The 24,130-nt window shown below is 70.6% G+C and carries 27 protein-coding genes and 1 tRNA gene; 17 read left to right on the forward strand and 11 right to left on the reverse strand.

Annotated elements, in window-relative coordinates:
* Positions 1-56 precede the first annotated feature (56 nt).
* Positions 57-1,250, forward strand: coding sequence for a recombinase family protein (locus ACGFQ9_RS07250; protein WP_393572082.1), 1,194 nt, complete (start codon positions 57-59; stop codon positions 1,248-1,250).
* A gap of 48 nt (positions 1,251-1,298) precedes the next feature.
* Here the strand turns inward: ACGFQ9_RS07250 and ACGFQ9_RS07255 are convergent, their stop codons facing one another.
* From ACGFQ9_RS07255 to ACGFQ9_RS07295, 9 genes are all read right to left on the reverse strand, one after another.
* Positions 1,299-2,948, reverse strand: coding sequence for a long-chain fatty acid--CoA ligase (locus ACGFQ9_RS07255; RefSeq protein ID WP_393572084.1), 1,650 nt, complete (start codon positions 2,946-2,948; stop codon positions 1,299-1,301).
* A gap of 155 nt (positions 2,949-3,103) precedes the next feature.
* The gene (locus ACGFQ9_RS07260; protein ID WP_393572086.1) at positions 3,104-3,661 is read right to left on the reverse strand and encodes a SigE family RNA polymerase sigma factor; all 558 of its coding nucleotides are present in this window, start codon (positions 3,659-3,661) and stop codon (positions 3,104-3,106) included.
* 174 nt (positions 3,662-3,835) lie between these two features.
* A complete protein-coding gene (locus ACGFQ9_RS07265; RefSeq protein WP_393572088.1) occupies positions 3,836-4,999 on the reverse strand; it encodes a lipid-transfer protein in 1,164 nt (387 codons plus the stop codon).
* Entirely contained in the window at positions 4,996-5,391 is a 396-nt protein-coding gene (locus tag ACGFQ9_RS07270) for a MaoC family dehydratase (RefSeq protein WP_393572090.1), read from the reverse strand. Before ACGFQ9_RS07270 ends, ACGFQ9_RS07265 begins: the two co-directional genes overlap by 4 nt.
* On the reverse strand, positions 5,388-6,440 hold the full coding sequence (locus ACGFQ9_RS07275; RefSeq protein ID WP_393572092.1) for an acyl-CoA dehydrogenase family protein: 1,053 nt from the start codon (positions 6,438-6,440) through the stop codon (positions 5,388-5,390). The genes ACGFQ9_RS07270 and ACGFQ9_RS07275 overlap by 4 nt, the downstream gene beginning before the upstream one ends.
* Positions 6,440-7,384: a bifunctional MaoC family dehydratase N-terminal/OB-fold nucleic acid binding domain-containing protein gene (locus ACGFQ9_RS07280; protein ID WP_393572094.1), complete on the reverse strand. Its 945-nt coding sequence runs from the start codon at positions 7,382-7,384 to the stop codon at positions 6,440-6,442. The genes ACGFQ9_RS07275 and ACGFQ9_RS07280 overlap by 1 nt, the downstream gene beginning before the upstream one ends.
* Entirely contained in the window at positions 7,381-8,538 is a 1,158-nt protein-coding gene (locus tag ACGFQ9_RS07285; RefSeq protein ID WP_393572096.1) for an acyl-CoA dehydrogenase family protein, read from the reverse strand. The genes ACGFQ9_RS07280 and ACGFQ9_RS07285 overlap by 4 nt, the downstream gene beginning before the upstream one ends.
* Before the next feature lie 185 nt (positions 8,539-8,723).
* Positions 8,724-9,035 (reverse strand): hypothetical protein, encoded by a 312-nt coding sequence (locus ACGFQ9_RS07290; protein WP_393572098.1) that lies wholly within the window; start codon positions 9,033-9,035, stop codon positions 8,724-8,726.
* A gap of 432 nt (positions 9,036-9,467) precedes the next feature.
* Positions 9,468-10,013 (reverse strand): DUF6344 domain-containing protein, encoded by a 546-nt coding sequence (locus tag ACGFQ9_RS07295; protein WP_393572100.1) that lies wholly within the window; start codon positions 10,011-10,013, stop codon positions 9,468-9,470.
* 1,119 nt (positions 10,014-11,132) lie between these two features.
* Here ACGFQ9_RS07295 and ACGFQ9_RS07300 point away from each other — a divergent pair.
* The gene (locus ACGFQ9_RS07300) at positions 11,133-11,909 is read left to right on the forward strand and encodes an NUDIX domain-containing protein (protein ID WP_393572102.1); all 777 of its coding nucleotides are present in this window, start codon (positions 11,133-11,135) and stop codon (positions 11,907-11,909) included.
* On the opposite strand, the gene ACGFQ9_RS07305 is transcribed toward ACGFQ9_RS07300, so the two are convergent.
* Complete coding sequence (locus ACGFQ9_RS07305) at positions 11,893-13,023, reverse strand: helix-turn-helix domain-containing protein (protein WP_393572104.1); 1,131 nt, start codon at positions 13,021-13,023, stop codon at positions 11,893-11,895. The genes ACGFQ9_RS07300 and ACGFQ9_RS07305 overlap by 17 nt on opposite strands.
* A gap of 555 nt (positions 13,024-13,578) precedes the next feature.
* Here ACGFQ9_RS07305 and ACGFQ9_RS07310 point away from each other — a divergent pair.
* From ACGFQ9_RS07310 to ACGFQ9_RS07380, 15 genes are all read left to right on the forward strand, one after another.
* Entirely contained in the window at positions 13,579-13,842 is a 264-nt protein-coding gene (locus ACGFQ9_RS07310) for a DUF6284 family protein (RefSeq protein ID WP_393572106.1), read from the forward strand.
* On the forward strand, positions 13,842-14,114 hold the full coding sequence (locus tag ACGFQ9_RS07315; RefSeq protein ID WP_393572108.1) for a DUF6303 family protein: 273 nt from the start codon (positions 13,842-13,844) through the stop codon (positions 14,112-14,114). The genes ACGFQ9_RS07310 and ACGFQ9_RS07315 overlap by 1 nt, the downstream gene beginning before the upstream one ends.
* Positions 14,111-15,130 carry a DUF2637 domain-containing protein gene (locus ACGFQ9_RS07320; RefSeq protein ID WP_393572110.1) on the forward strand — a complete coding sequence of 340 codons (1,020 nt, stop codon included), beginning with the start codon at positions 14,111-14,113 and terminating at the stop codon, positions 15,128-15,130. The genes ACGFQ9_RS07315 and ACGFQ9_RS07320 overlap by 4 nt, the downstream gene beginning before the upstream one ends.
* On the forward strand, positions 15,127-15,351 hold the full coding sequence (locus ACGFQ9_RS07325) for a hypothetical protein (RefSeq protein ID WP_393572112.1): 225 nt from the start codon (positions 15,127-15,129) through the stop codon (positions 15,349-15,351). The genes ACGFQ9_RS07320 and ACGFQ9_RS07325 overlap by 4 nt, the downstream gene beginning before the upstream one ends.
* Positions 15,348-15,695 carry an RRQRL motif-containing zinc-binding protein gene (locus tag ACGFQ9_RS07330; protein WP_393572114.1) on the forward strand — a complete coding sequence of 116 codons (348 nt, stop codon included), beginning with the start codon at positions 15,348-15,350 and terminating at the stop codon, positions 15,693-15,695. Before ACGFQ9_RS07325 ends, ACGFQ9_RS07330 begins: the two co-directional genes overlap by 4 nt.
* Entirely contained in the window at positions 15,686-16,072 is a 387-nt protein-coding gene (locus ACGFQ9_RS07335) for a DUF6251 family protein (protein WP_393572116.1), read from the forward strand. Before ACGFQ9_RS07330 ends, ACGFQ9_RS07335 begins: the two co-directional genes overlap by 10 nt.
* A gap of 42 nt (positions 16,073-16,114) precedes the next feature.
* Complete coding sequence (locus ACGFQ9_RS07340; protein WP_393572118.1) at positions 16,115-16,297, forward strand: hypothetical protein; 183 nt, start codon at positions 16,115-16,117, stop codon at positions 16,295-16,297.
* A gap of 86 nt (positions 16,298-16,383) precedes the next feature.
* Positions 16,384-16,578 carry a DUF6257 family protein gene (locus tag ACGFQ9_RS07345; protein ID WP_393572120.1) on the forward strand — a complete coding sequence of 65 codons (195 nt, stop codon included), beginning with the start codon at positions 16,384-16,386 and terminating at the stop codon, positions 16,576-16,578.
* A 276-nt stretch (positions 16,579-16,854) separates the two neighbouring features.
* Positions 16,855-18,651, forward strand: a complete 1,797-nt coding sequence (locus tag ACGFQ9_RS07350; protein WP_393572122.1) for a MarR family transcriptional regulator — start codon at positions 16,855-16,857, stop codon at positions 18,649-18,651.
* A gap of 118 nt (positions 18,652-18,769) precedes the next feature.
* Positions 18,770-19,507: a DNA methylase gene (locus ACGFQ9_RS07355; RefSeq protein WP_393572124.1), complete on the forward strand. Its 738-nt coding sequence runs from the start codon at positions 18,770-18,772 to the stop codon at positions 19,505-19,507.
* Positions 19,504-20,409, forward strand: a complete 906-nt coding sequence (locus ACGFQ9_RS07360) for a bifunctional DNA primase/polymerase (protein WP_393572126.1) — start codon at positions 19,504-19,506, stop codon at positions 20,407-20,409. The genes ACGFQ9_RS07355 and ACGFQ9_RS07360 overlap by 4 nt, the downstream gene beginning before the upstream one ends.
* Complete coding sequence (locus ACGFQ9_RS07365; protein WP_393572128.1) at positions 20,406-20,759, forward strand: hypothetical protein; 354 nt, start codon at positions 20,406-20,408, stop codon at positions 20,757-20,759. Before ACGFQ9_RS07360 ends, ACGFQ9_RS07365 begins: the two co-directional genes overlap by 4 nt.
* Entirely contained in the window at positions 20,759-21,943 is a 1,185-nt protein-coding gene (locus tag ACGFQ9_RS07370; RefSeq protein WP_393572130.1) for a DUF3631 domain-containing protein, read from the forward strand. The genes ACGFQ9_RS07365 and ACGFQ9_RS07370 overlap by 1 nt, the downstream gene beginning before the upstream one ends.
* A gap of 198 nt (positions 21,944-22,141) precedes the next feature.
* Positions 22,142-22,333 (forward strand): helix-turn-helix transcriptional regulator, encoded by a 192-nt coding sequence (locus tag ACGFQ9_RS07375; protein WP_393572132.1) that lies wholly within the window; start codon positions 22,142-22,144, stop codon positions 22,331-22,333.
* 174 nt (positions 22,334-22,507) lie between these two features.
* Complete coding sequence (locus tag ACGFQ9_RS07380; RefSeq protein ID WP_393572134.1) at positions 22,508-23,803, forward strand: tyrosine-type recombinase/integrase; 1,296 nt, start codon at positions 22,508-22,510, stop codon at positions 23,801-23,803.
* Between the two features lie 133 nt (positions 23,804-23,936).
* Here the strand turns inward: ACGFQ9_RS07380 and ACGFQ9_RS07385 are convergent.
* Positions 23,937-24,024, reverse strand: a tRNA-Ser gene (locus ACGFQ9_RS07385).
* Positions 24,025-24,130 lie beyond the last annotated feature (106 nt).

Below are 24,130 nucleotides of genomic sequence, written 5' to 3' on the forward strand. Positions count from 1 at the left end.
CTACCCTCCTGGCTGTTGTCCCGACAGATCAGCAGTGCAGCAGGATGGTCGTGCGATTGGGGGCCTACGCCCGGATCTCGCTGGACCGGAACGGCGACGAGTTGGGGGTGGAACGGCAGCGCCTGGACTGCACACGCGCGGCGGCCGTCCGGCCAGGATGGCTGGTCACCGAGCACTACGTGGACAACGACCTGTCTGCGTGGAAGCGGAACGTCAGACGACCGGAGTTCGAGCGGCTGGTATCCGACCTCAAGGACGGAACCATCGACGGGATCATCACCTACGACCTGGACCGCCTCACGCGGCAGCCCCGTGAGCTCGAAAGGCTGGTGGACCTCTACGAGGTGAATCCGAAGCTGGTGTTCGCGACGATCGTCGGTGACATCGACCTGTCGTCGTCGGACGGCCGGACCATGGCCCGCGTCATGGTGGCCTTCGCCGACAAGGCATCCGCCGACACGGGCCGACGCGTGGCCCGTAAGCACAGGGAACTGGCCGACAACGGCAAGAACGGCGGAGGCTTTCCCGCATTCGGCTGGAAAAGCAACCGAATAGCCGTTGATCATGCGCAGGCTGCACTGATCACCAAGGCACACGAGGACCTGCTGGCCGGCTCACGGCTGGCGACCATCGTTCGGGAGTGGCAGGCGAAGGGCGTGCAGACGTCCCGGGGCACGCCCCGGCCTATTTCCCGTACTGCAGTCAGAACGATCTTGCGGAACCCGCGTCTGGCGGGCTTCCGGGCGGTCAAGGGGCAGATCCACTACGGAGCGGATGGGCAGCCGGTTCGAGGCGAGTGGGAGCCCATCTGCACGCCGGAAAGGCTGGAAGCCGTGACCGCCGTCCTGGACGACATCAGAGACCGCCATTCGAGTCGGCAGAAGAACGGCACGAACGCCTACCGGTACCTGCTCGTCTGGGCCGGCGGGCCTCGGCTGGCCGAGGTCGAACACAAGCGCTCCGAACTGCTGGCGGCCAAGGCCGCCAAGAAGATCAGCGTGGGAACACTCATCTCTCTTCTGGAACCGCTCGAAGCGGAGCGGGAGGAGCTGCGACGGGACCGTGCGGTCCATGCGGTGAAGGCGGCCCGGGCATCGCATCCGAGTCTGATCGAGGAGTTCGAGCGGCTGCCGCTGGAGAGGCGGCGCGCGATCATCATGAAGCACATCAAGGCTGTCATGGTGTCGCCTGCGGGCCGGGGCGCGCGCAGGTTCAATCCGGATCTGCTCGAGGTGGTGTGGGACACGTAGCCCCCGCGTCCAAGGCCCCCGCTCATACAGCGGGGGCCTTCGACGGACTCAGTCGAGCAGTGTCACGTCCAGCTCGCCCAACCTGTGCAGTTCACGGATCTTCTTCTTGTCGAACTTGCCGACGCTGGTCTTCGGGACCGCGTCGACGATCGTCCAGCGTTCCGGCAGCTGCCACTTGGCGATGGTCCCGCCGAGGAACTCGCGCAGGGCGGAGTAGTCGGCGGTGGCCCCGGTCTTGAGGACCACGGTGGCCAGCGGCCGCTCGCCCCACTTCTCGTCGGGGACGGCGACGACCGCCGCCTCGGCGACCTCGGGGTGTGCCATGAGGGCGTTCTCCAGCTCCACGCTGGAGATCCACTCACCGCCGGACTTGATGACGTCCTTGGCGCGGTCGGTGAGCGTGAGGAAGCCCTCCCCGGTGATCACGCCCACGTCGCCGGTCTTCAGCCAGCCGTCCTCGCTGAACTTGTCCTCCGGGCGCTGCGGTTCCCCGTCGACACCGCCGAAGTAGGAGGAGGCGATCCAGTTCCCGCGGACCTCCAGCTCACCCGCGGACTCGCCGTCCCAGGGCAGGAGGTCCCCGCCCGGGCCGACCAGCCGCGCCTCGACGCCCGCCGGGAAGCGGCCCTGGGTGACCCGGTACGGCCACTGCTCCTCGGCCGACAGGCCGGCCGGCGGGTGGGCCATGGTGCCCAGCGGGGAGGTCTCGGTCATGCCCCAGGCGTGGCAGAGCCGGACGCCCAGCTCGTCGTACGCCTCCATGAGCGCGGGCGGGCAGGCCGAGCCGCCGATGGTGACCTGCTTCATCGAGGTCAGGTCGCGCGGGTTCGCGGTGACCTCGGCCAGCAGGCCCTGCCAGATGGTGGGGACGGCCGCCGCGTGCGAGGGCTTCTCCCGTTCGATCATCTCGGCGAGCGGGGCGGGCTGGAGGAAGCGGTCCGGCATCAGCATGCCGATGCCGGTCATGAAGGTGGCGTGCGGCAGGCCCCAGGCGTTGACGTGGAACTGCGGGACCACGATCAGGGTGGTGTCCCGGTCGGTCAGGCCCATCGACTCGGTCATGTTGACCTGCATGGAGTGCAGGTAGATCGAGCGGTGGGAGTAGACCACGCCCTTGGGGTCGCCGGTGGTGCCGGAGGTGTAGCACATGGCCGCGGCCTGGCGCTCGTCCAGCTCCGGCCAGTCGTAGCGGGCCGGGCGGCCGGCGATCAGTTCCTCGTAGTCGTGCACCCGGACCGGCAGGGGCTCCAGGCCGGAGCGGTCGCCGGGGCCGGAGACGACCACGTGCTCGACCGTCGGCAGGTGCGGCAGCAGCGGCACCAGCAGCGGCAGCAGGCTGCCGTTGACGAGGACCACCCGGTCGGCCGCGTGGTTCACGATGAAGACCAGCTGCTCGGGGGGCAGCCGCAGGTTGAGGGTGTGCAGGACCGCGCCCATGGACGGGATCGCGAAGTAGGCCTCGACGTGCTCGGCGTTGTTCCACATCAGGGTGGCGACGCGCTCGTTCGGCTGCACGCCCAGCTCGTCCCGGAGGGCGTGGGCGAGCTGGTGCGTACGGGTGCCGGCCTCGGCGAAGCTGCGGCGGTGCGGCTCGGCCTCTCCGGTCCACGTGGTGATCCGGGACCTTCCGTGGATCGTCATGCCGTGCTGCAGTATGCGGCTGACGAGCAGTGGTACGTCCTGCATGGTGCTCAGCAAAGCGTCCTCCCGGGGGCGCTGCGAGGTAAGCGGCGGCTCTGCCTGGTCGTGCAGATTCTGCTCACGTACCGGTCGGTCTGTCACTACCCGGGAGTACAAACGCGCACGGGAATCGATGTGCGGTTTCGCTTCCTCACCTCATGGGGCAGCTCGTTTCACGTGAAACACTGCAGGTTCAGCTCCGGATCCTCGCGGAGCTTGCCTATCGCGCGGGAGACGGCGCTCTTCACCGTGCCGACGGAGACCCCGAGCAGCTCGGCGGTCTGCGCCTCGCTGAGGTCCTCGTAGTAGCGGAGGACGACCATCGCGCGCTGCCGGTCGGGCAGCCGGGTGACCGCCCGCCACATCGCGTCGCGGAGGGCCTGGGCCTCGGCCGGGTCGGCGCCCGCGGGAGCCTCCGTCTCGGGCAGCTCGTCGCAGACGAACTCGTCCACCTTGCGCTTGCGCCACTGCGAGGTACGGGTGTTGACCAGGGCGCGGCGGACGTATCCGTCGACGGCCCGGTGGTCCTCGATCCGGTCCCAGGCGACGTAGGTCTTGGCGAGGGCCGTCTGCAGGAGGTCCTCGGCGTCGCAGGGGTTCGCGGTGAGCGAGCGGGCGGTGCGCATCAGGGCCGTACCGCGGACCCGTACGTACGACGAGAACGACGAATAGGCCGGGAACGTGGGGTACGTCGCCGGGATCGAGGCTTCCGTGCACACAGGCGTGGTCATGGCTCCACGCTAGGAGGCGGGCCATGCCCCTGGGATCGGCCCCAGGTGCCGAAGAGGGGTCCGTCTCAGGTTGTAGGGGCAGGGCCCGCCCCACCTACTGAAGTCGGAGGGGATCGATCGCCCCCGTCTTCCTTCGGATCGGGGCCGGAACGGATCCGGCTCGCTCCCCGCCGCTCAGGAACGGCCCAGGACCAGCCCCGAGGTGGGCACGCCGGTGCCCGCCGTGACCAGGACGCGTTCCGCGTCCGCCACCTGGTTGACGGAGGTCCCCCGCAGCTGCCGGACGGCTTCGGCGATGCCGTTCATGCCGTGCAGGTACGCCTCGCCGAGCTGGCCGCCGTGGGTGTTGAGCGGGAGCGCGCCGGCGGCGACGAAGTCGGCGGCCTCGCCGGGCCCGCAGAAGCCGAACTCCTCGAGCTGCATGAGCACGAAGGGGGTGAAGTGGTCGTAGAGGATGCCCACGTCGATGTCCGAGGGCCGCAGCCCGGAGGTCCGCCACAGCTGGCGGGCGACCACGCCCATCTCGGGCAGGCCGGTCAGGTCGTCGCGGTAGAAGGAGGTCATGCCCTCCTGGCGCCGGCCCGCCCCCTGCGCCGCGGCCGTGATCACGGCCGGGGTGTGCCGCAGGTCCCGGGCCCGTTCGGCGGTGGTCACGACGATCGCCTGTCCGCCGTCGGTCTCCTGGCAGCAGTCGAGCAGGCGGAGCGGCTCGACGATCCACCGCGAGGCGGCGTGGTCCTCGAGGGTGATGGGCCTGCCGTGGAACCAGGCGGCCGGGTTGGCGGCGGCGTACCGGCGGGCGGTGACCGCGACATGGCCGAAGGCCTCCGGGGTGAGGCCGAAGGCGTGCAGGTAGCGCTGGGCGGCCATGGCCACCCAGGAGGCGGGGGTGAGCAGCCCCCAGGGCAGCGACCAGCCGAGTGCCGCTCCCTCCGCCGAGGGCTCGCGCTGCTGCACCCCGGAGCCGAAGCGGCGGCCGGAGCGCTCGTTGAAGGCCCGGTAGCAGACGACGACCTCGGCGACTCCGGTGGCGACGGCGAGTGCCGCCTGCTGGACGGTGGCGCAGGCCGCGCCGCCGCCGTAGTGGATCCGGGAGAAGAAGGACAGCTCGCCGATGCCGGCCGCCTGGGCGACGGTGATCTCGGGGCTGGTGTCCATGGTGAAGGTGACCATGCCGTCGACGTCGGCGGGGGTGAGCCCGGCGTCGTCGAGGGCGGCGCGCACGGCCTCGACGGCCAGTCTGAGCTCGCTGCGGCCGGAGTCCTTGGAGAACTCGGTGGCCCCGATGCCGGCGATGGCGGCCCGGCCGCCGAGCGAGTCCCGGGTGCGGACGCTCATGCCTCCACCTCCGTGGGGACCGTCGCGGTGACGGTGCCGGTGACGTGGTGGCCCAGGCCGTTGGCACCGGTGACCCGGATCTCGACGGTGCCGCCGTCGACGGCGGTGACGGTTCCGCGCAGGACCATCGTGTCGCCGGGGTAGTTGGGCGCGCCCAGCCGGATCGCCACCTTGCGGAGGACGGTGTGCGGGCCGAGGTGGTCGGTGACGTACCGGCCGACCAGGCCGTTGGTGGTGAGGATGTTCATGAAGATGTCCGGGGAGCCCTTCTGCCGGGCGAGTTCCGCGTCGTGGTGCACGTCCTGGTAGTCGCGGGAGGCGATCGCGCCCGCGACGATCAGCGTGCGGGTCACCGGTATCTCCAGCGGGGGCAGGCTGTCGCCGACGTTCATCGCCGCTCCTTCACGTCGTGCGGGGCGTCCGCGAGGACGGCGCCGAGCTCGGCCAGCAGCTCGCTGCCGCAGCCCAGGTACGCGTCCAGCTGGCGGCCCCAGAGGAAGTGCCGGTGGACCGGGTGGTCCAGGTCGGCGCCCATGCCGCCGTGCAGGTGCTGGCCGGCGTGGACGACGCGTTTGCCCGCCTCCGAGGCCCACCACGCTGCGGTCAGGGCGTGCTCGGCGAAGGGCAGGCCCTCGTCCGACCGCCAGGCCGCCTCGTACGCGGTGACCCGGATCGCCTCGGTGTCCATGTGGGCGTCGGCGGCGCGCAGCTGTACGCCCTGGTTGGTGGAGAGCGGCCGGCCGAACTGCTCGCGGGTGGAGGTGTACTCGACGGCACGGGCCAGCGACCCGGCGCACACCCCGGCCTGCAGCCCGGCGAAGGCGGTCCGGGCGGTCCGGAGCACGTGGTCGTGGGCGTCGGGGGCGGTGCCGAGGGGTTCGGCCTCCGCGCCGGTCAGGGTCAGCCGGCCGGCGGACCACGGCGCGGTGGTGTCCACCTCCTCGGTGGCCACCCCCGGCGCGTCGGTCCGTACGAGCCACAGCGCGTGGCCGGCGTCCGGCAGCAGGACGTGCGTGGCGTCGCGCAGCCAGGGGACGGCCGGGACGGTACCGGTGAGCCGGCCGTCGCCGTCGGACCGGATGCGCCCGCGGGCGGGGAACGCGCCGGTGGCGACGGCCGTGCCGTCGCCGAGCGCGGGCAGCAGCCGGGCGCGCTGCTCCGCGCTGCCGTGGGCGCCGACCGCGAGGATCCCGTAGACGCAGGTGGCGGCGAACGGGACCTGTGCGGTGGTGCGCCCCTGTTCCTCCAGCAGCAGGACGAGGCCGAGCAGGCCGATGTCGGGGACGGCGGCGGCCAGTCCGGCGGTGGTCAGGGCCTTCCACAGCCCGTCGTCGGTACCGGTGCCGGCGGCGGCGAGCCGCTCGTGGGTGGCGAGGTCCCGGAAGATCCGGGCGGCGAGGCCGGCGGCGGCGGCCTGCTCCTCGGTCGGGCGGAAGTCCATCAGTCCTCCTCCGCCCGGAACACGGGGAGTTCGAGCTCCTCGTCGGCGCGCAGGAACTCCAGCCGGACGGGCATGCCGATGCGCACCTTGTCGCAGGGGACGCCGGTGATGTTGCTGATCATCCGGACGCCCTCGGCTAGCTCCACGAGCGCGACCGCGTAGGGCCCCGCCGTGCCGGCGGCATGATCGGGATCGGTGAAGGCGGGGAACGGCGGGTGGTGCATCACCACGTACGAGAAGACCGTGCCCGCGCCGGACGCCTCGACGGTGTCCCAGTCCGGGCTGCCGCAGTCGTTGCAGCCGGGCAGCCAGGGGAAACGGAGGGTGGCGCAGGCGGTGCAGCGCTGGATCAGCAGCCGGTGTTCCGCGACCCCGTCCCAGAAGCCGCGGTTGTCGCGGTTGATCACGGGCCGGGGGCGGGGCGGGCGTTCCGGGGCGCGTGCGGCCGGGGCGTACTTGAGGATGCGGAAGCGGTGGGTCCCGGCGGGTTCCCGCCCGCCGTCGGTGCGTATGTCCATGCGGGTGGTCACGAAGTGGCCGGTTCCCAGCTTGGTGGTCTTCCGCGGGGAGACCGATTCGATGACCGCGTCGTAGGTGACCGTGTCCCCGGGCCGCAGCGGGCGGAGGTACTCCTGCTCGCAGTCGGTGGCGACGACGGAGGTGTATCCGGCCCCGTCGAGGAGGGAGAAGAGCTCGTCGTAGGCGGTGGAGCGGCCGGTTCCGTCGGTGTGGCCGGACAGTCCGCCCATCGTCCACGCCTGGAGCATCGTCGGCGGGGCGATGGCGTCCGGTCCGGTGTAGGCGGGGCTGGTGTCGCCCATCGCCTCGCACCAGTGGCGGATCATGGGCTCGTTGACCGGGTCCTTGCCGGTGCCTCCGGTGGCGGCGGCGCGGCCCTCGAAGGCGCGGAGCCGCTCGTACAGGTCGTCCAGGCCGTCGCTCACCGCTTGCGTCCTTTCATGCCGAGCCGCATCATCGCGACGATCTCCCGCTGGACCTCACTGACCCCGCCGCCGAAGGTGTTGATCTGCGCGGCCCGGTTCATCCGCTCCAGCTCGCCCCCGCCGAAGCCGTCGGGGCCGCGGATCAGGGCCTCCTCTCCGACCACCTCCTGACACATCCGGTAGACGTCGACGGTGGTCTCGGTGCCCAGGAACTTCACCCCGCTGGCGTCACCGGGCGCGAGGGTGCCCGCGCCGACGTCCTGGACCAGCCGCCAGTTGAGCAGTCGTACGGCGGCCAGCCGGGCGTGCGCCTCGGCGAGCCGGGCCCGTACCCAGGGGCGGTCGGCGGGCCGCTCTCCGGTGTCCGGGTCGGGCGTGCGGGCCCGGTCGAGCGCGGTGGCGTAGAAGTCCTCGGCCTGCATGCCGATGGCGGCGAGGGCGACCCGCTCGTGGTTGAGCTGGTTGGTGATCAGGCCCCAGCCGCCGTGCTCGGGGCCGACCAGGTGACCGGCGGGCACGCGGACGGCGTCGTAGTACGTGGCGGTGGTGGTGAGTCCGCCGACGGTGTCGATCGGGGTCCAGGAGAAGCCGGGGTGGTCGGTGGGGACCAGCACGATCGAGATGCCCTTGTGCTTGGGGGCCTCGGGGTCGGTGCGGCAGGCCAGCCAGATCCAGTCGGCGTTCTGCGCGTTGGAGGTGAAGATCTTCTGCCCGTCGATCACCCAGTCCGTGCCGTCCCGGACGGCCTTGGTGCGGAGGGCGGCGAGGTCGGTGCCGGCCTCGGGCTCGGAGTAGCCGATGGCGAAGACCAGCTCGCCCCGGAGGATGCGGGGGAGGAAGAAGTCCTTCTGTTCCCGGGTGCCGTACTTCATCAGGGTCGGGCCGACGGTGTTGAGGGTGACCATGGAGACGGGGGCGCCGGCCCGGTACGCCTCGTCGAAGAAGACGAACTGCTCGTCGGGGCCGCGGCCCTGGCCTCCGTACGCGACGGGCCAGCCCAGGCCGAGCAGGCCGTCGGCGCCGATGCGGCGGAGCAGGGTGCGCTGCGCGTCCTGGTCCTGCGGAGGGGGCGGGCCGTCCGGCATCAGCCGGCTGAAGTAGTCGCGCAGTTCGGCGCGCAGCCGGAGCTGGCCTTCGGTCGGGGCGAGGTGCACGGCACGGGCCTCCCGGCATCGGACGAATGAATCTGACTGTCCGTCAGATCGCGCGGGGATGTCAAGGAGGGAACGTCAGGAACCGGCGGCGGCACGCGCCGGCGGCCCCGGGAACGGCGGAGCGCCCGCGCTACCGGACCCCAGCCGGTCCGGTCGCACGGGCGCTCGCAGCACTTCGAGGGGATCTACCACCAGGGGAAGAAGTTCACCTCGACGTTGGAGTTCGACTGGTCGATGGCCGTGAACGCCGAGCCGTTGACCTGCGCCGTGTTGTTCTGGTTGGACGCACCGGAGCCGGTGGCGACCTGCTGCGTGGTGGCGGAGTTTCCGTAGTTGTCCCCGCCGACTCCGCTGCCGATGATGGCGGCGGCGCTCGCATTCGATCCGTCGTTCGCGAACGCGCCGTTGTCGGCCTGGGCGACACCGCCGAAGAGGGCGACGGCGAGCGGGAGAGCGGCGACGGCTGCGATGACGCGGGCGGTACGGATGCTTGCCATGTCTATATCCTCCAGAGACCCGAAGTGGGACAAGTGGGGCTGATTCCAAGGCAGTTGGCCGACCGCCTCGGTCGTTCGGTGACGACGTCGCGAGATCAGAGTTGCCCACCGAATCCCCGGCGAACCACCCCGGACAGCGCGATTCCCCCGCAAGCATGAGCAACATCGGATAAACCTCATTCACGCCCCCAGAGCCCCAGAACAGACCTCCTGTCACCCTGGAAACCCCTGCCCCACAAGGGCTGAAGCGTTCCGGCAAACCGACTGGACCCGTACATGCCGAAAGGGGCCGCGACCGCCCCGGAGGACCAGCACCTCCAGGGGCCCACGACCCTGCAACTCCATGCGTCACACCCCCCACGCCCCCTGGGCGCACGCCGGGGCTCGCGCCCCCGGCCCACCGCCCGCCAGGCTCCCCCGGCCGGAGCGGCCCTACGCGGCCGGAGCGGGCTCCGGGCCACCGGGCCTGAGCAGCCGGTCGAACCGGAAGAGGTCGAGCAGAGCGGCGGCCGCGGCCGAGGAGAGGCGGGCCGAGGGCGAGGAGCCGTGCGCCTCGGCGCGGATCCGCTGGGCGAGGGTCGGCGGCAGCGAATCGCCCCGCAGCGCCTCGCGCCGGCCGCGCTGCCGGTCCCGTACGGCCGCCCGACCGGGCGTGTACGGCTGCGCGGGCACGTAGGGCTGGGCGGGTACGTAGGGCTGCGCGGGCATGGACGGCTGTGCGGGGACGGCCGCGCGGCCTCCGGGCTCCGCCCGGCCGCCCGCGGGGGGCACGGTCACCGCCGCCCCCGCCGGAGCCGGGACCCTGACGACGTGCGCCCCGCCGAAGACGGTGCCGGGAGGGACGGCGAGGGCGTTCTTACCGGACACCGGGGCGATGGCCTTCCGGCCGAACCCCAGGGAGGTGAAGAACGCCACGAGCGCGGCGAGTACGGCGGTGACGGCGCTCCGGATCGACACGAGCCTGCTGCTGTCAGCCATGACGGCCCCTCACTTCCCGATGTTCGGACGGGCGGATCTGCATACATTCGTCATGATGCGGATGCAACCGGACATCCGACCCTCTGCGCGCCGATCTTCCGACAAACACCACCCACCCGGCGCAGCGCGGTCACGCGGACACGAAAAAGACCCCTGACCATCAGCAGAGGTCAGGGGTCGTATACCTGCGGTGGGTGTGGGATTTGAACCCACGGTGACTTGCGCCACGACGGTTTTCAAGAGGGTTCTCCAGGCGGCACGCGCCCCTTGTCCGACCTGCACCTTCGCCCCATCGAGGCACCACCCGCGGGACCGCTTGGCCACAGGTTGGCCGCAGACCCCACTACTGGTCGGCTCCGCGCCCCCTCTCACTGCCCTTCTTGGTCACCGAAAGCGCGACGGGCGCGAGCGCGAGAACCGCCGCCGCCGTTCCGATCGGTCCGGAGAGCTTGGGGGCGAAGTAGACGGATGCGGCGGCCGTTACCGCGGCGACCCCTAGGCCGATCAGCAGAAGCACTCGCCCCAGGCGCCGCCGACCGCCCTTCATTGACCCACCTGCCGGCTGCGCCCCCACCGGGGTTGAACTCTCTGAGGGCGTAGGTACTGTCATGGGGTGCCTTTCTCTACAGCTCAGGGACAAGGTCAGGGCGGCTCCCACTCCTACATGGGGGCCGCCTTTTTGCGGCCACGCCACCCGGTGAAGACATGTTGACGTGAGGTTGCGATTAATCCCAGTCGGTTATCCACAGGCAAACGTCGACGCCTGTGGATAAGTAGCCAACATCCTGTGGGGAGGGCTGTGGGAAAGATCGCCAACTGCACACACATAGGGCGCCTGAGCTGCACTTACTGTGTCCACCGCCCGCGCGTGGGAAATTAATCTCGAAATTATTCGGAACACCTTATTCCGATTCTGCCCACCTCGGCATTAGCAGTTCCTTGAGCTTCCACCCAATCCCGCTCTGACCTGCATAAAGCCGCTACCGAAGTGCGATCCGTGCACAGATTCCTCGCCGAACTTCAGCAGAAGCAAGGAGACCCATGACTCGGCCACCCGCTCTCCCCGCGTCCCGTTACCCTGGCCAGCATCAGCAGACGACGCCGGGGAGTGCACCGAGGATGGGGCCCAAGACTCAGAGGGTCTACGAGACGATCCGGTCCTGGATCGAGTCCGGGCGGTACGCCCCCGGCGACAAGCTGCCGTCCGAGCGCACGCTGTCCGCCGAACTTGAGATCGGTCGTACCGCCTTGCGGCAGGTGCTCGCCCGACTCGCGAGTGAGCGGTTCATCAAGGCGTACGGGCGCAGCTCCTACCGCATCGTGGGTGGATCGGGTGTCCCCGCCCCGGGCGAGCTGGAGCCCTGGAAGATCCACGGGTCCCGTCGCATCTACGACAACCGCTGGGTGAACCTCGACCTGGTGGACGTTGAGCCCCCGGGCGTCGAGCGCTTCGAGCACCACGTTGTCCGGCTTCACCATGTCGCGATCACCGCCGTGGTGGACGAGCAGGACCGTGTGCTGATGCTCTGGCGCTACCGGTTCGTACCGGACCAGTGGGGTTGGGAGCTTCCTGGCGGGATCGTGGACGCCGGCGAGGATGCCGCCATCACGGCTGCGCGCGAGACGGAGGAGGAGACCGGCTGGCGGCCGTCTGAGGTTGAGCACGTAGTCACCTACCAGCCGATGATTGGCATGGTCGATTCGCCTCACGAGATCTTCGTTGCCCACGGCGCCACGAAGGTGGGGGAGCCGACCGACGCCGAGGAGGCAGGGCACGTTGCGTGGATCCCTCTGAACGAGATCCCGGCGCTCATGGCTGACGGCAAGTTGATGGGGTCGGGGACGCTCGTGGCCCTGCTCCACCTCCTCTCATCGCGGTCTACAGGCGGCCGGTAAGCAGCTCGACCCGTCGGCGGTACCGAACAGAGCCGGTGCGGTTGGCCAGCAGGCGTGCCTGCTGGATGTGCGAACGGGCCTCCTCCATCTCACCGCGGGCAAGATGCGCCTGCGTGAGATCGCTGTGGAGGCCAGACCTCGCCCGCACGAAGGAGGGGTCAACCGTGTCCAGCGCGGCGTACAGCTCTTCCATGGCGGTGCTGTCCCCGAGCATCGCGAGCACGTTCCCGCGCCAACGGGCCAGATGGCCATGGTTGAGGAAGATGCTCACCATGTCGGCATCCCGCGCCTCGGTTCCGTCCGGGAGGCTGGCCTCGGCCCGCTCCAGAGCACGCCGGGCGTCGTCGCGCATGTCCGCGGCCGCACACAGCTCCGCCTCTGCAGCGCTCAACCACGCGGTGAGCCTTGGTGAGTGTCGTTCAGCGTGCGTACGCTGCGCGTCCCGGATCAGTTCCACAGCCATCTCCGGACGTCCAGCGTCGCGCAGCACGTACGCCTGCTCACCCATCGCGTGGGCAAGGTAGAGCGGCGCATCGGCATCCTGAGCGGCCCTCTTCGCCAGTTCGTAGTGCCGCCACGCCCGCTCTACTGAACCGGCGTCCAGGGCCTGCCACGCCGCGAGGGTCGCCGCACCTGCGAGTGCGGTCGCGATCGGCCGCCGCGTGCCCGGCAGGACAGCGAACGTCAGCGCGTCCTCCATCGACGCCAGGTGCCCCGTCATCTGGTCGACAAGGCCGGCCGCGCCCATTTGCCGGTCCATCGTGCGGAGCAGTTCTGTCTGGTCGAGGAACGTCTGAACCATGGAATCGCCGATGCTCCGGGCGGAGTCGATCCGGCTCAGTAGGTCGTCGTACCCATCAGCCTGTGGCGGTGCCAGCTTCTCCGCCTCTCCGCGCAGTTCGGCGTCGGTGACGCCGAGGAGAGGGCGGAGGATCGAGGCGTACCGCTCCGAGATTGGGCGCTTGCCGTTCTCCCACTCCGACACGTAGGTCTTCAGGCTGGCCGTGGACGCGATGTCCGCGAGGTGCTGCCGCGCGTACCGCTCCATCTCGTAGATCAGGCGCTCCTGCGACCACCCTCGCGCCGTCCGAACGGACCGTAAGCCCCTGCCCACGTGCATCGCCTCCGGTGAGTGCGTCCACCACGGCGGTCAACCGAATCGCCGCAGGTGAGAGCGGGTTAACACCCTTGAGGTTAACCCCAGTTGGCTACCGAGTGCCCCCACTTTCGCCGTTTCCTGAGATCACGCCAGGCCGCACCCAGACGCCCCGCCGAACGACGAAGGGGTTGCATCTGGTGCGCACCAGATGCCATCCTTCTGGTGCGCACCAGATGAGCCCCGAGGGGTTCATCTAGGTCTGCTCGGCACGCCCGGAGGGCCCTCGAAAGGGGTTCGAAGGAAACGTCTGCTCCTTGAGAACTGAACAGTGTGAGGTCGCCGCCTCCTACTCGAAAGGCGGCCGGTGCGGCTCAGGTCCGCACACCAGCCATCCGCAGGGCTCCGTGCTGCGGCCGGTTGCCTCCTCCGCCCGTCCGTCGCTTCGGCGGCGTACGGGCGGGGTCGAGGGGAGCCGGTGAAGTCCGCTCCACCCAAACGAAGTGCAGCCCCGGCGTGCGACCGCCGGGGCTGCTGTTCGGTCCCGTTCCTGTGTGAGAGGAGCAAGACCCAATGAAGTCCATCGTTGCACGTCAGATGGGTGTTACCGCGCTGCCGGCCGATCTGGAGCCGACGGACGCGGAGCTGGATGCGATCGAGGCCGAGATGCCGGTGGTGCTGGCCGAGGTCGAGTTGCTGGATGCGCTGATCGCGCTGCTGGACCGGCCGGCGGGCGAGTTTGGCGGCCGCCGGATCCGCCGGGCTCACCGGCGGGTGCTGGCGGCCCGCCGGGCCGCGGCGAACAAGGCCCCGTCGCCCGCCGCGGCGGTGGCGTGATGAGGCTGGCGCATCTGGTCTTCCGGTCTGGCCGGTGGAGCCTGTACGTGGTCCAGCACGGCCGGTCCAGCTGGCCGACGCACACCTTCACGGGTGCGGCCGTGCCCACGCTCACGGAACGCTCACGGGCGCTCAAAGCCCTGGGCTTCGCATGCAGGACCGCTGAGGAGTGGTCGTGGGTGGAGGACTGTGAGGAGTTCGCCAACCCCGATTCGCCCATCGTCCTGATCGCCGTAACCGGTGTCACCCCGACGGGTGGAGGTGCGGCGTGAACGGTGTTCATCTGCGTTCATCCGAGCGCGCTCTGTCGGTCGGCACGTGGCTGATCGTGGGCGGCGCGATGCTGTACTCGGTCCTTACGGTCACGCCGCTGATGGCGGCGCACACGTCGGATCCGTGGGACTGGACAGCCCCGATTCTGCCGATCGTGGTGGATGCCGCGGTCGTGATCGTGGTCCGCCTGGATTCGGTCCTGGCCCGGCTGGGCGGGCATGCCGGCGGCTGGCCGGTGACGCTGCGCTGGATGACCGGCGCCATGACGCTCCTTCTCAACATCGGCTCATCCGCGCTGGTCGGGGACCTGGTCGGGGTCGCCGTGCACGCGGTCGCGCCCCTCCTCCTGATCGTGACCGCCGAGGCCGGTCTCGCCTACCGGCGGGCCCTGACCGCAGCGGTCCGTGCCTTGGAGGACGAGCAGCGGGCGGAGCGCCTGGCCCGGGAGAAGGCGGCCGAGGACCGGGAGGAGGCCCGGCAGCAGCGGGTGCGTGAACGCCGTGAGCATGAGGCTGCCCTGGCCCGTGAACAGCGTGAACACGAAGCCCGCCTCATCCGCGAGGAAGCCGACCGGCAGGACCGGATCCGGCGCGAGGAACTGGAGCGGGCCGAGGCTGCCGTGAACGCGGAGCGCGAGGCCCGTGAACACCGTGAACAGCAACAGCTGGAGCGTGAACGCGCTGAACGCCAGGCCGCGCAGCAGCGTGAGCTGGAAGCCCGGCAGGCCGAGGAACACGAACGGCGCGAGCGGGCCGAGCAAGCCGAGCGTGAACGCCGTGAACAGATCCGTGAACAGGAACGGCTGGACCGTGAACGCGCCGCGCTGCTGTCCGCCGGGCCGCCGGCCGAGAAGCTCTCCGAAGCCGACGCCCGCGCGCTGGTGAAGACCGCGTTCGAGGCGGGGCTTCCGGTGCGGGTGGCCGCTGAGCTGACCGGCTGGTCGGTGGGCTGGGCCTCCGCCCGCTACCAGGAACTCCGCGACACCGCCTCCGCTCTGGAAGGAGCCACCTCGTGAATCTCTCCGTGGACAGCTCACCGCGCCAGTCGGCCAACCTGCTCATCCGCTTCCACAACCTGCTCGGCGCCGCCGTGGACGTCATCGGCCCCGATGCCCGTGCCGGCTGGTCCTGCCACGGCTGCGGCGAGGACGGGCCCCGCGAGGGTGTCTTCTTCGCCCGCCGCTCGGCCAACGCGCACGCCGCCGAGTGCCGGGCCGCCTTTCACCACCTCCGGTGAGCACTCTGCCGGTCTACCGGTGGCGCCTGGCCCCCGATGGCCTGGCCACCCGCCGACAGCTCCGTGCCGCCGGGCTCCGGCCCGGCGGCCAGGACCCTGCCGCGGAGTTGCAGCGGCCCCGGCGGAAGCGGGGGCCGCTGGTCGCCTACCTCTACCGGATCGACCTCGCCAGGCCCGTCCGGCCGTTCACCGCGGCCAAGCGCGCCGCGCTGGACCGGGCGAACGAGGCACGGCGGACCTGCCCCGAGTGCGGGCGGGACGCCGGATACGTCATCCCCACCTCGCTCGGCGCCTGCGTCCCGTGCGCCTCCCCGACCCCTGACCTGGAAGGGAGATGTTCGTGAACCACCTCCCCGAACCCCACCGCCCCGCCGACATCGTCCGGCTCCCGGACGGCCGCCATGTCTACGTCGACCAGCTGCCCGCCGCCTACACCGGCCCGCAGGTCGTCCATCAGCACATCCACCAGGCACCGCCGGACCGGACCGTGCAGCGGATCGCGCTCGGTTCCGGCGTCGGTGCCGGCGCGGTCGCCGCCGGGGTCTACTTCGGCCCCCTCCTGGTCGCCGCTCTGACCGCGATCGCGGCGAACTTCGCGTTCCTGGCGTTCCTGGCCCTGATGCTCGGCTGGGGCGTGCACACGGTCGTCAAATCGATCGGTAGCTCCGAGGGCACCCAGGCCGCGAAGAACGTTGCCAAGGCCCGCCGCGGCCGACGCTGACCGCGCTCCGCCAACCCGTTCATCCCAGATCAGGGAGCAGTCATGGAACGGCACGCTGTCATCGGCGCCCTGCGCCTCCTGCTCGTCATCGTCGCCGGTCTCGCCCTCGGCGCGGCCCTGCTCGCCTTCCAGCGGCACGCCGGCCGCCAGGCCGGATGGGTCGCCTTCCTCGCGGTCGAGACCGCCCTCGTTCTGACCGTCCTGCTCCGGCGCCAGCAGCGCTGACCGGTTGCCCGATCCACCCGGTCCCCTCACGGGGTGCCGGGTGGTGAGGGGAGCCGGGACAGCCCCGGCCCAGAGAGGGACCCGTCATGGCCCGCAACGACGACTACGACGAGCTGCGGTTCTCCGACTTCACCACCGGCGAGAAGCTCGCCATCGGCTGGAACATCGCCCGCATGGCCAAGCGCGGACTCGCCGGCGAGAACGTCCATCTCGGCGACCTCAAGGCCCGGGTGGAGCGGATCGAGGATGCGGCCCTGCGCCGCAAGAACGGCACCAAGTAGCCGCCCCCGCCCGCCCCTTGCAGGGGCCAAGGCCGTAGGCGGCTCGCAGGCCGTGCGGACCCCCTCGCGCATGGGTGAAGACCCCCGAGGGTGTGTTCGGCCGCCACAACCCCCGTAGCGACGCTCCGTGAGGGAAGTTTCCCGCCTCGCGCGCGCACGCGTAGGGGCCCAGCAAGGAAACCGGGAAACCGGAAACTCCGCCACCCAGCGTGACGGTGACGGGCCGGCCAGGGCCCGTCACCGCCCCTACTCACAGACCTTTGGAAGGGACCTTTTGTGAGTCAGTCCTCAGCGTGGCAGACCCACCGCCAGTACGCAGCAACAGCCGCCCGGTGGACCGCAGTCCACTGGCGCAAGGAAGCCGACCGCCGCGACACCCTGCGCGCCCAGCGGAGGCCCCTGGTGGCCGACGCCCGGCACGCGCTCGCCCAGGCACGCGCCGTAGATCCCCAGGGCGTCACCTCGATCGTTCCGCGCGCGGAACGTGAGCTGGCCGCGGCCAAGCGGCGCGTGCCCGACCCGATGTGGCTGTTCGCGTCCAAGGCCGCACTCATGACCGCCGTGGCCGGGTATGTGGGGCTGCCGCTGGTGCCCGGACGGTTCTGGGTGTGGTCGGCGATCGCGGTCACGGTGGCCGCGGTCGGCGCGATCGTGTGGGCCGTCCACCACCACCGCGCCACCGAACCCAGCCTCAAGCCCACCGCCGAGGAACGTGCCCTGCTGTCCCGGCTGCAGCCCGAGCACTGGCGCGACCACGCCGAACAGCGCGGCCTCGCCGGAACCCTCACCGGGCGACCGAAGCTCACCGAGTCCGGGATCGTCGTCGCGGTCCGCCTCGACGGGCAGTGGACCGCGAGCAAGCTCCGCGGCGCCGAGGACCACGTGCGCGCCCTCATCGGCGCGCGCACCGGTCTGCGGATCCAGACCAAGGCGGGCAAGCGCGGCGGCTGGGCCGAGCTGATCCTCCGCACCCGCTCGGCCGCCGACGGGGACGACATGCTCTGGTCGCCCGACCGGCGCTCCCTCGGCGTCGACACCGTCACCGGCGAGCACGTCACCGTCCCGCTCGGCGAACGGCTGCTGATCGCCGGACGCTCCGGCGCCGGCAAGTCCGTCGCCTCCCGGCCACTGCTCTACGACGCGTCCGAGGGCGAGACGAACGCGCTGGTCATCATCGACCTCAAGCAGGTCGAGGGCAGGTTGTGGGACCACCGCGCGCGGGTGGCCTCTTCCCCCGAAGAGGTCATCACGGTGGTCGATGAACTGGAAGCCGAGATGCACGACCGGCTCTCCGTACTCCCCAAGGGCCAGGACACCTGGATTCCCACCCCAGACCGGCCCCGGATCACGGTCGTGGTCGACGAGGGCGCCGAGGTGGTTACGGCGGCCGACAAGGTCCCCTTCCCCGTGGAAGGCGACGACGGCAAGACCAAGGTCGTCAACCGCAGCGCACTCCCGGGCCTGGAGTCCATCGCCCGCATGGGCCGAGCAGCCTGCATCGACCTGTGGTGGATGACCCAGAAGCCCACCATCAACGACGGCATCCCCAAGCAGATCGCACCCCAGATCTCCACCTCCATCTGCCTGGCCGTCCGCACCCCCGCCGAAGCCCGTGTCGTGCTCGGCGAGGACGCACAGGCCAAGGGCTGGAACGCCGACGAACTCCCCGCCCCCGGCGTCGCGCTCATCCGCGACGGCAAGCGCAAACCCGACCCCGTCCAGGTCCGCTACATGGACAAGGCCGTCGTGATCGCCCTGCCCGCCCGCACCCCCTGGCACCGCCACACCCCCGCGGCGGCGGCACCGGCGGCGCCCACGCTCACGCTCGTCAAGGACAGTGCCGCCGCCACGGTGCCCCTGCCTCCCGCTGCTCCGGCCGGCACGGCGGATAGCACCGAGACCCGCCTGCTCACCCTGATCCGCGACGCCGACCAGCCCATCCGGCAGAAGGACCTGGCCCAGCACACGGGCCTGTCCAAAGGCGCCGTCTCCAAGGCCGTGACCCGGCTGGTCGACAAGGGCCACATCCGCCGGCACCCCGACGGCACCCTCACCACCTCCGACGCCGCCTGAGAGGAACCCCGTGCACCCCGACTGCGACGACTGACCACAGCACAGAGGGCGGCCCCCGTCTCGCCAAAGTCCGGGGCCGCCCTCATCCAGCTCCACTCACAGATCTGGAGAACCCAGCATGACCCACCCCACCGACATCCGGCGAGACCACGACCAGGACCGGCCCTTACTGCTGGACCTGTTCTGCTGCGCCGGCGGCGCGGCCATGGGCTACCACCGCGCCGGATTCACCGTCCACGGCATCGACATCGCCGACCGCAGCGGGCGGTACCCGTTCGCGTTCCGGCAGGGCGATGCCCTCGCCGTCCTCGCCGAGCTGATCTCCTCCGGTGAGATCACGGCCTACTCCCTCATCCACACCTCGCCGCCATGCCAGGACGGATGCGCGCTCACCGTCGGCACGAACCGGGCCATGGGCTGGGGCCGCGACCACGAACAGCTCATCCCCGAACTTCGCACCCTGCTCGACGCCTCCGGCGTGCCGTACGTGATCGAGCAGCCCAACGGGAAGGCGCCTGTCCGTAAGGATCTGTCCCTGTGCGGTGAGAAGTTCGGACTCGGCGTGCTCCGGCACCGGAACTTCGAACTCGGCGGCTGGACCACACCTCAGCCCGCGCACGTCAAGCACCGTGGCTATGTCCGCGGATGGCGCCACGGCGTCTACCGAGACGGCCCCTATGTCGCCGCCTACGGCGACGGCGGCGGTAAGGCCACGATCCCCGAGATGCAGCAGGCCATGGGCATCGACTGGACCGACGTCCGCGAGGAACTCACCGAAGCCATCCCGCCCGCCTACAGCCAGTGGATCGGCCGAGCGTTCCTCGGCTCCGTTCTCGCCCCGGCGGTGGCCGCATGAACGAGATGCTGAACGCGGCCCTGGCCACCGCCGGCCGGGGCTGGCCAGTGATCCCGCTCCGCCCTGGCACCAAGGTCTTCGCCCTGCACGGTGAGACCCGATGCCCCCGTACCGGGGACTGCACCGCCGGGCACCTCAAGCCCGAGCAGCGCGCCACCACAGACCCCGACCGTATCCACTCCGCCTGGGCGACCAGGGCGTTCAACGTCGGGTTGGCCACCGGCCCGGCCGGACTGGTCGTCATCGACCTCGACGCACCCAAGCCCGCCGATCCGCCCGGCACCCACCACGGCCGCGACGTCCTCCACAACCTGTGCACGGCCCTCGGGAAGACCCTCCCGGACACGCACACGGTCGCCACCCCCTCCGGTGGACTGCACCTGTACTTCACCGCACCGCCCGGAACCCGGATCCACTCCAACCAAGACATCCTCGGCCGACACATCGACCACCGCGCTTGGGGCGGCTACGTCGTCGCCCCCGGCAGCACCCTGCCCCATGGGCGCTACCAGACCTCCGACGACCGGCCCCCCGCCCCACTCCCGGCATGGGTGCACGCCTGGCTCACGGCCCCGCCCCGCATCAAAGCCGTACCGCTCCGCCCGGCCCCCTCCGGCGCCCCTGTCGGCCGGCGAGCCGCCTACGCCGCTGCCGCGCTGCGCAACGAGCGGCGGAACGTGGAGACAGCGGCCGAGGGCGGTCGGAACAAGGTGCTCGTCCGGGCCGCACGGGCCCTGGGACGGCTGATCGCCTCCGGCGACCTCGACCGCAGTGAGGTGGAGGAGGCTCTTAGCTGGGGGGCGGAAGCGGCCGGACTGAAGCCCTACGAGTACCGCTCCGCGATCACCAGCGCCTTGAACTGGTCCATCAGCAACAACACCGGCACCCGGGCGACGGCATGACCGCCCGCGAACACCCCCCGGCTAATAGCCCTTCCTCCACCCCCAAGGGCATCAGCCCCGCCGAACCGGCCGCGGCCGAGGGCGGCAGTGGAGCGCCGAAAGTCGCCGCCCGAATGGGCGTCCCTTCAAGCTCTGACCCGCACCCGGCCGATGACGGGCGCCGACCCGTCGCCTGGATCCACATCGCGGCGCCCGGCCGCGGAGCAACCCCGACCGTCCGCTCGTGGTGCATCTGCGGACGCGACCTGTTCACCGCCGGCCACACCAAGGCCCTCGCCCTGATCGCCGACCACGAGCGCCACCGCACCACCTGCCCCAAGCTCAACACCACCGAACGGAAGGCCGCCTGATGAGCAACCACGGCACGACCACCGCGCCCATCGATGGCGCCGCGCTGCTGGACGAGGTCGAGAAGTTCCACCGGCGGTTCAACGTCTTCCCCCGAGAGGCTGCCTACGTGGCTGTGGCGCTGTGGGACGCGCACGCGCACCTGGTCGACTGCTTCGAGACCACGCCCCGGATCGCGTTCCTGTCCCCGGAACCCGGCTCTGGCAAGTCCCGGGCCCTGGAGATCATCGAACTCCTGACCCCGCGCGCGGTCAGCACGGTCTCGGCGTCCGCGAACGCTCTCTACCGGCTGGTTGGCTCCGCCGAGGGCCTGCCCACCGTGCTCTTCGATGAGGTCGACACCATCTTCGGCCCCAAGGCCAACGCTGACGAGGCGCTGCGGGGCTTCCTCAACGCGGGGTACCGGCATATCGGCGGCGCCCTGCGGTGCGTCGGGGACGGCTCCAACCAGACCGCCCAGGTATTCGACTCGTACTGCGCCGTCGCCATGGCCGGACTCGGGTCCCTTCCTGACACCGTCCTCACCCGCTCCGTCATCGTCCGCATGCGCCGCCGGGCCCGGAACGAGAAGGTCGAGCCCTACCGCCAGCGTCTCCACATGAAGCAGGGCCACGCGATCCGCGACAGGCTCGCGGCCTGGGCCGAGCAGGTCCGCGACCAGGTACAGGACGCGTGGCCCGAGCTGCCCGAGGGTGTCACCGACCGACCCGCCGACGTCTGGGAGCCCCTGCTCGCCGTCGCCGAGGCGGCCAGCGGGGACTGGCCCGAGCGCGCCCGCGCCGCGTGCGCCGAGATGGTCCGCGACCTGGCCGCGGACGACAAGGGGAGCATCGGGATCCGGCTGCTCACCGACCTGCGTGACCACGTCTTCGGGGACGCCGACAAGCTCCCCACAGTCGTCGTCCTGGATCGACTCAACACCCTGGAAGACTCCCCCTGGGCCGACATGGGCGGCAAGCCGCTGGACTCCCGGGCCCTGGCCAAGATGCTGCGCGAGTACACCAACGGCGACAACAAGCCCATCGCCGCCCGCCCGGTCCGGACCGGTGCCGCCGTCGCCCGCGGCTACCACGCCGAAGACCTCCAGGATGCGTGGGCCCGCTACTGCCCTCCCCAGATCTCCGCTACATCCGTTACATCCGCTACATCGATCCCGCACGCGGCCCTGACCAGCGAAAACGCCTAGCAGGCGGCACCTCAACCACCCGCTACACCAACCAGCTCATCCGCTACATCCGCTACATCCGCGCGTGCCCGTGTAGCACTCACATCCGCTACACGGGCACCCATCCGCTACACCAAACAGGCCCCTGACCTGCGCTGTAACGGATGTAGCGGATGTAGCGGACTCCCCAGACGGGGACACGACTACAAGGAGAGGTCAATGGCACGCCCCCAGATGCTCAAGCTCTCTGAGGTGCTGTTCGAGCTCGGCATGAGCCGGGCCGCCTTCTACCGGATGCGCGCCCGCGGCAAAGGACCGCGTCTGGTCAAGCTGCCGAATGGGCAGCTCCGGTGCCGTCGAGGCGACCTCGACAACTGGCTCGCCGGTTGCGAAGAACCGACAGCTGCCTGACTCCCTGTCCGCCCAACGGGCCCCCGGCTGGTAGCCGGGGGCTCGCCTTGTCGAAGGTGATGAACGATGTACTCGTACGACGTGCGGATCTGGGGCATCCGGAAGCGACAGAGCAAGAGCGCGCCTTATCAGCTGCGTTGGCTCGTTGGTGGTCAGGAGCACCAGGCCCCGTTTGTGAGCAAGCCGCTGGCTGACGGCCGGCGCTCGCAGCTCATGAAGGCTGTCCGCGACGGCGAGCAGTTCGACGTCGAGAGCGGACTGCCGGTCTCCGAGCTGCGGCAGCTGAACTCGCCGACCTGGTTCGAGCACGCCTGCACCTACGCCTGCATGAAGTGGCCGAACGCTGCCGCAAAGCACCGCGTCGGGATCGCTGAGGCGTTGTCGACGGTGACCGGCGTATGGGTGAAGGACTCGGTCGGCGCTCCGGACGCGCGAGTCCTCCGCCTGGCACTCCGCACCTGGGCCTTCCAGGCGGTACGGGACGCCGAGGGTGAGTGGGTGCCCCGTATGCGGGCCGAGGCTCCGCCGGAGGATGCCGCGCGGGCCCTGAAGTGGGTTGCTGAGAACTCCCTTCGGGTGTCCGACCTCGCGGACTCGGACCGGCTGCGTCGGGCGCTCGGCGCACTGTCTCGCCTCTTGAATGGCAAGTCCGCCGCCGACAACACCGTCCTCCGGAAGCGGTCGGTGCTGAGCAACGCACTCCGCTACGCCGTTGAGCGGGGGCTGCTGGCTTCCAACCCGCTCATGTCGGTCGACTGGACCCCGCCCAAGACGGATGACGAAGTGGACTTCCAGTTCGTCCCCGGGCCAGAGCTGGCCGGGCGCCTGCTGGACGCCGTACGCGGCCAGGGGCACCGGGGCAACCACCTGCACGCGTTCTTCGGCTGCATCTACTACGCGGCCATGCGGCCGGCCGAGGTCGCAGCGCTCGTGAAGTCTCACTGCAAGCTCCCTTCCTCCGGGTGGGGAGAGCTGGTGCTGCGGCGCAGTCAGCCCGAGGTCGGTTCGAGCTGGACGGACGACGGAAAGCCGTACGACACCCGAGGGCTCAAGCGCCGAGCGCGCCGCAGTACGCGCGTCGTGCCGATCCCGCCCGTCCTCGTGGAGAGCCTGCGCGCCCATCTGGACGCGCACGGCACCGCCCCGGACGGTCGACTGTTCCGCGCGGTCCAAGGGGGACGGGTCGCCTCGAACGAGTACACCCGGCTGTGGGAGCAGGCCCGGCGGAAGGTGCTGCCGGCCGCGGACGTCGAGACCCCTCTCGCCGATGTTCCGTACTCGCTCCGTCATGCCGGCGTATCACTGTGGATCAAGGCCGGTGTGGACCCTGTGGAGGTGGCTCGGCGAGCGGGTCACAGCCCGGCGGTGCTGTGGAAGTTCTACGCGAAGATCCTCCAGGGCCAGCAGCACGCCTCGAACCAGCTGATCGACCGTGCCCTACAGGGTCCGCAGCCCGGCGAGACGAGCTGAGCGTCTGGCCACAGGTTGGCCACACGCGCTGATCAGCAGTGTGACAGGGCCGATCCAGGGTGAGACAGGGTGAACAACGAAGGGGTGCCTCTCTCGGAGAGACACCCCTCTGACCAGCCAACACGCTGACCTGTGGCGGTGGGTGTGGGATTTGAACCCACGGTGACTTGCGCCACGACGGTTTTCAAGACCGTTCCCTTAGGCCGCTCGGGCAACCCACCTGGTCGGTACAGAGTACCGGGCCGCGGGGGCGGCCGGGGGCTGGTGTGACGCGCGAATGCGGGGGCGGGCTCACGGGAAGGGCCTCGGCTCGCGGCCGGGCCGCGG

The sequence above is a fragment of the Streptomyces sp. NPDC048603 genome, from assembly GCF_043199475.1.
In the GTDB taxonomy this organism is placed as follows: Bacteria; Actinomycetota; Actinomycetes; order Streptomycetales; family Streptomycetaceae; genus Streptomyces.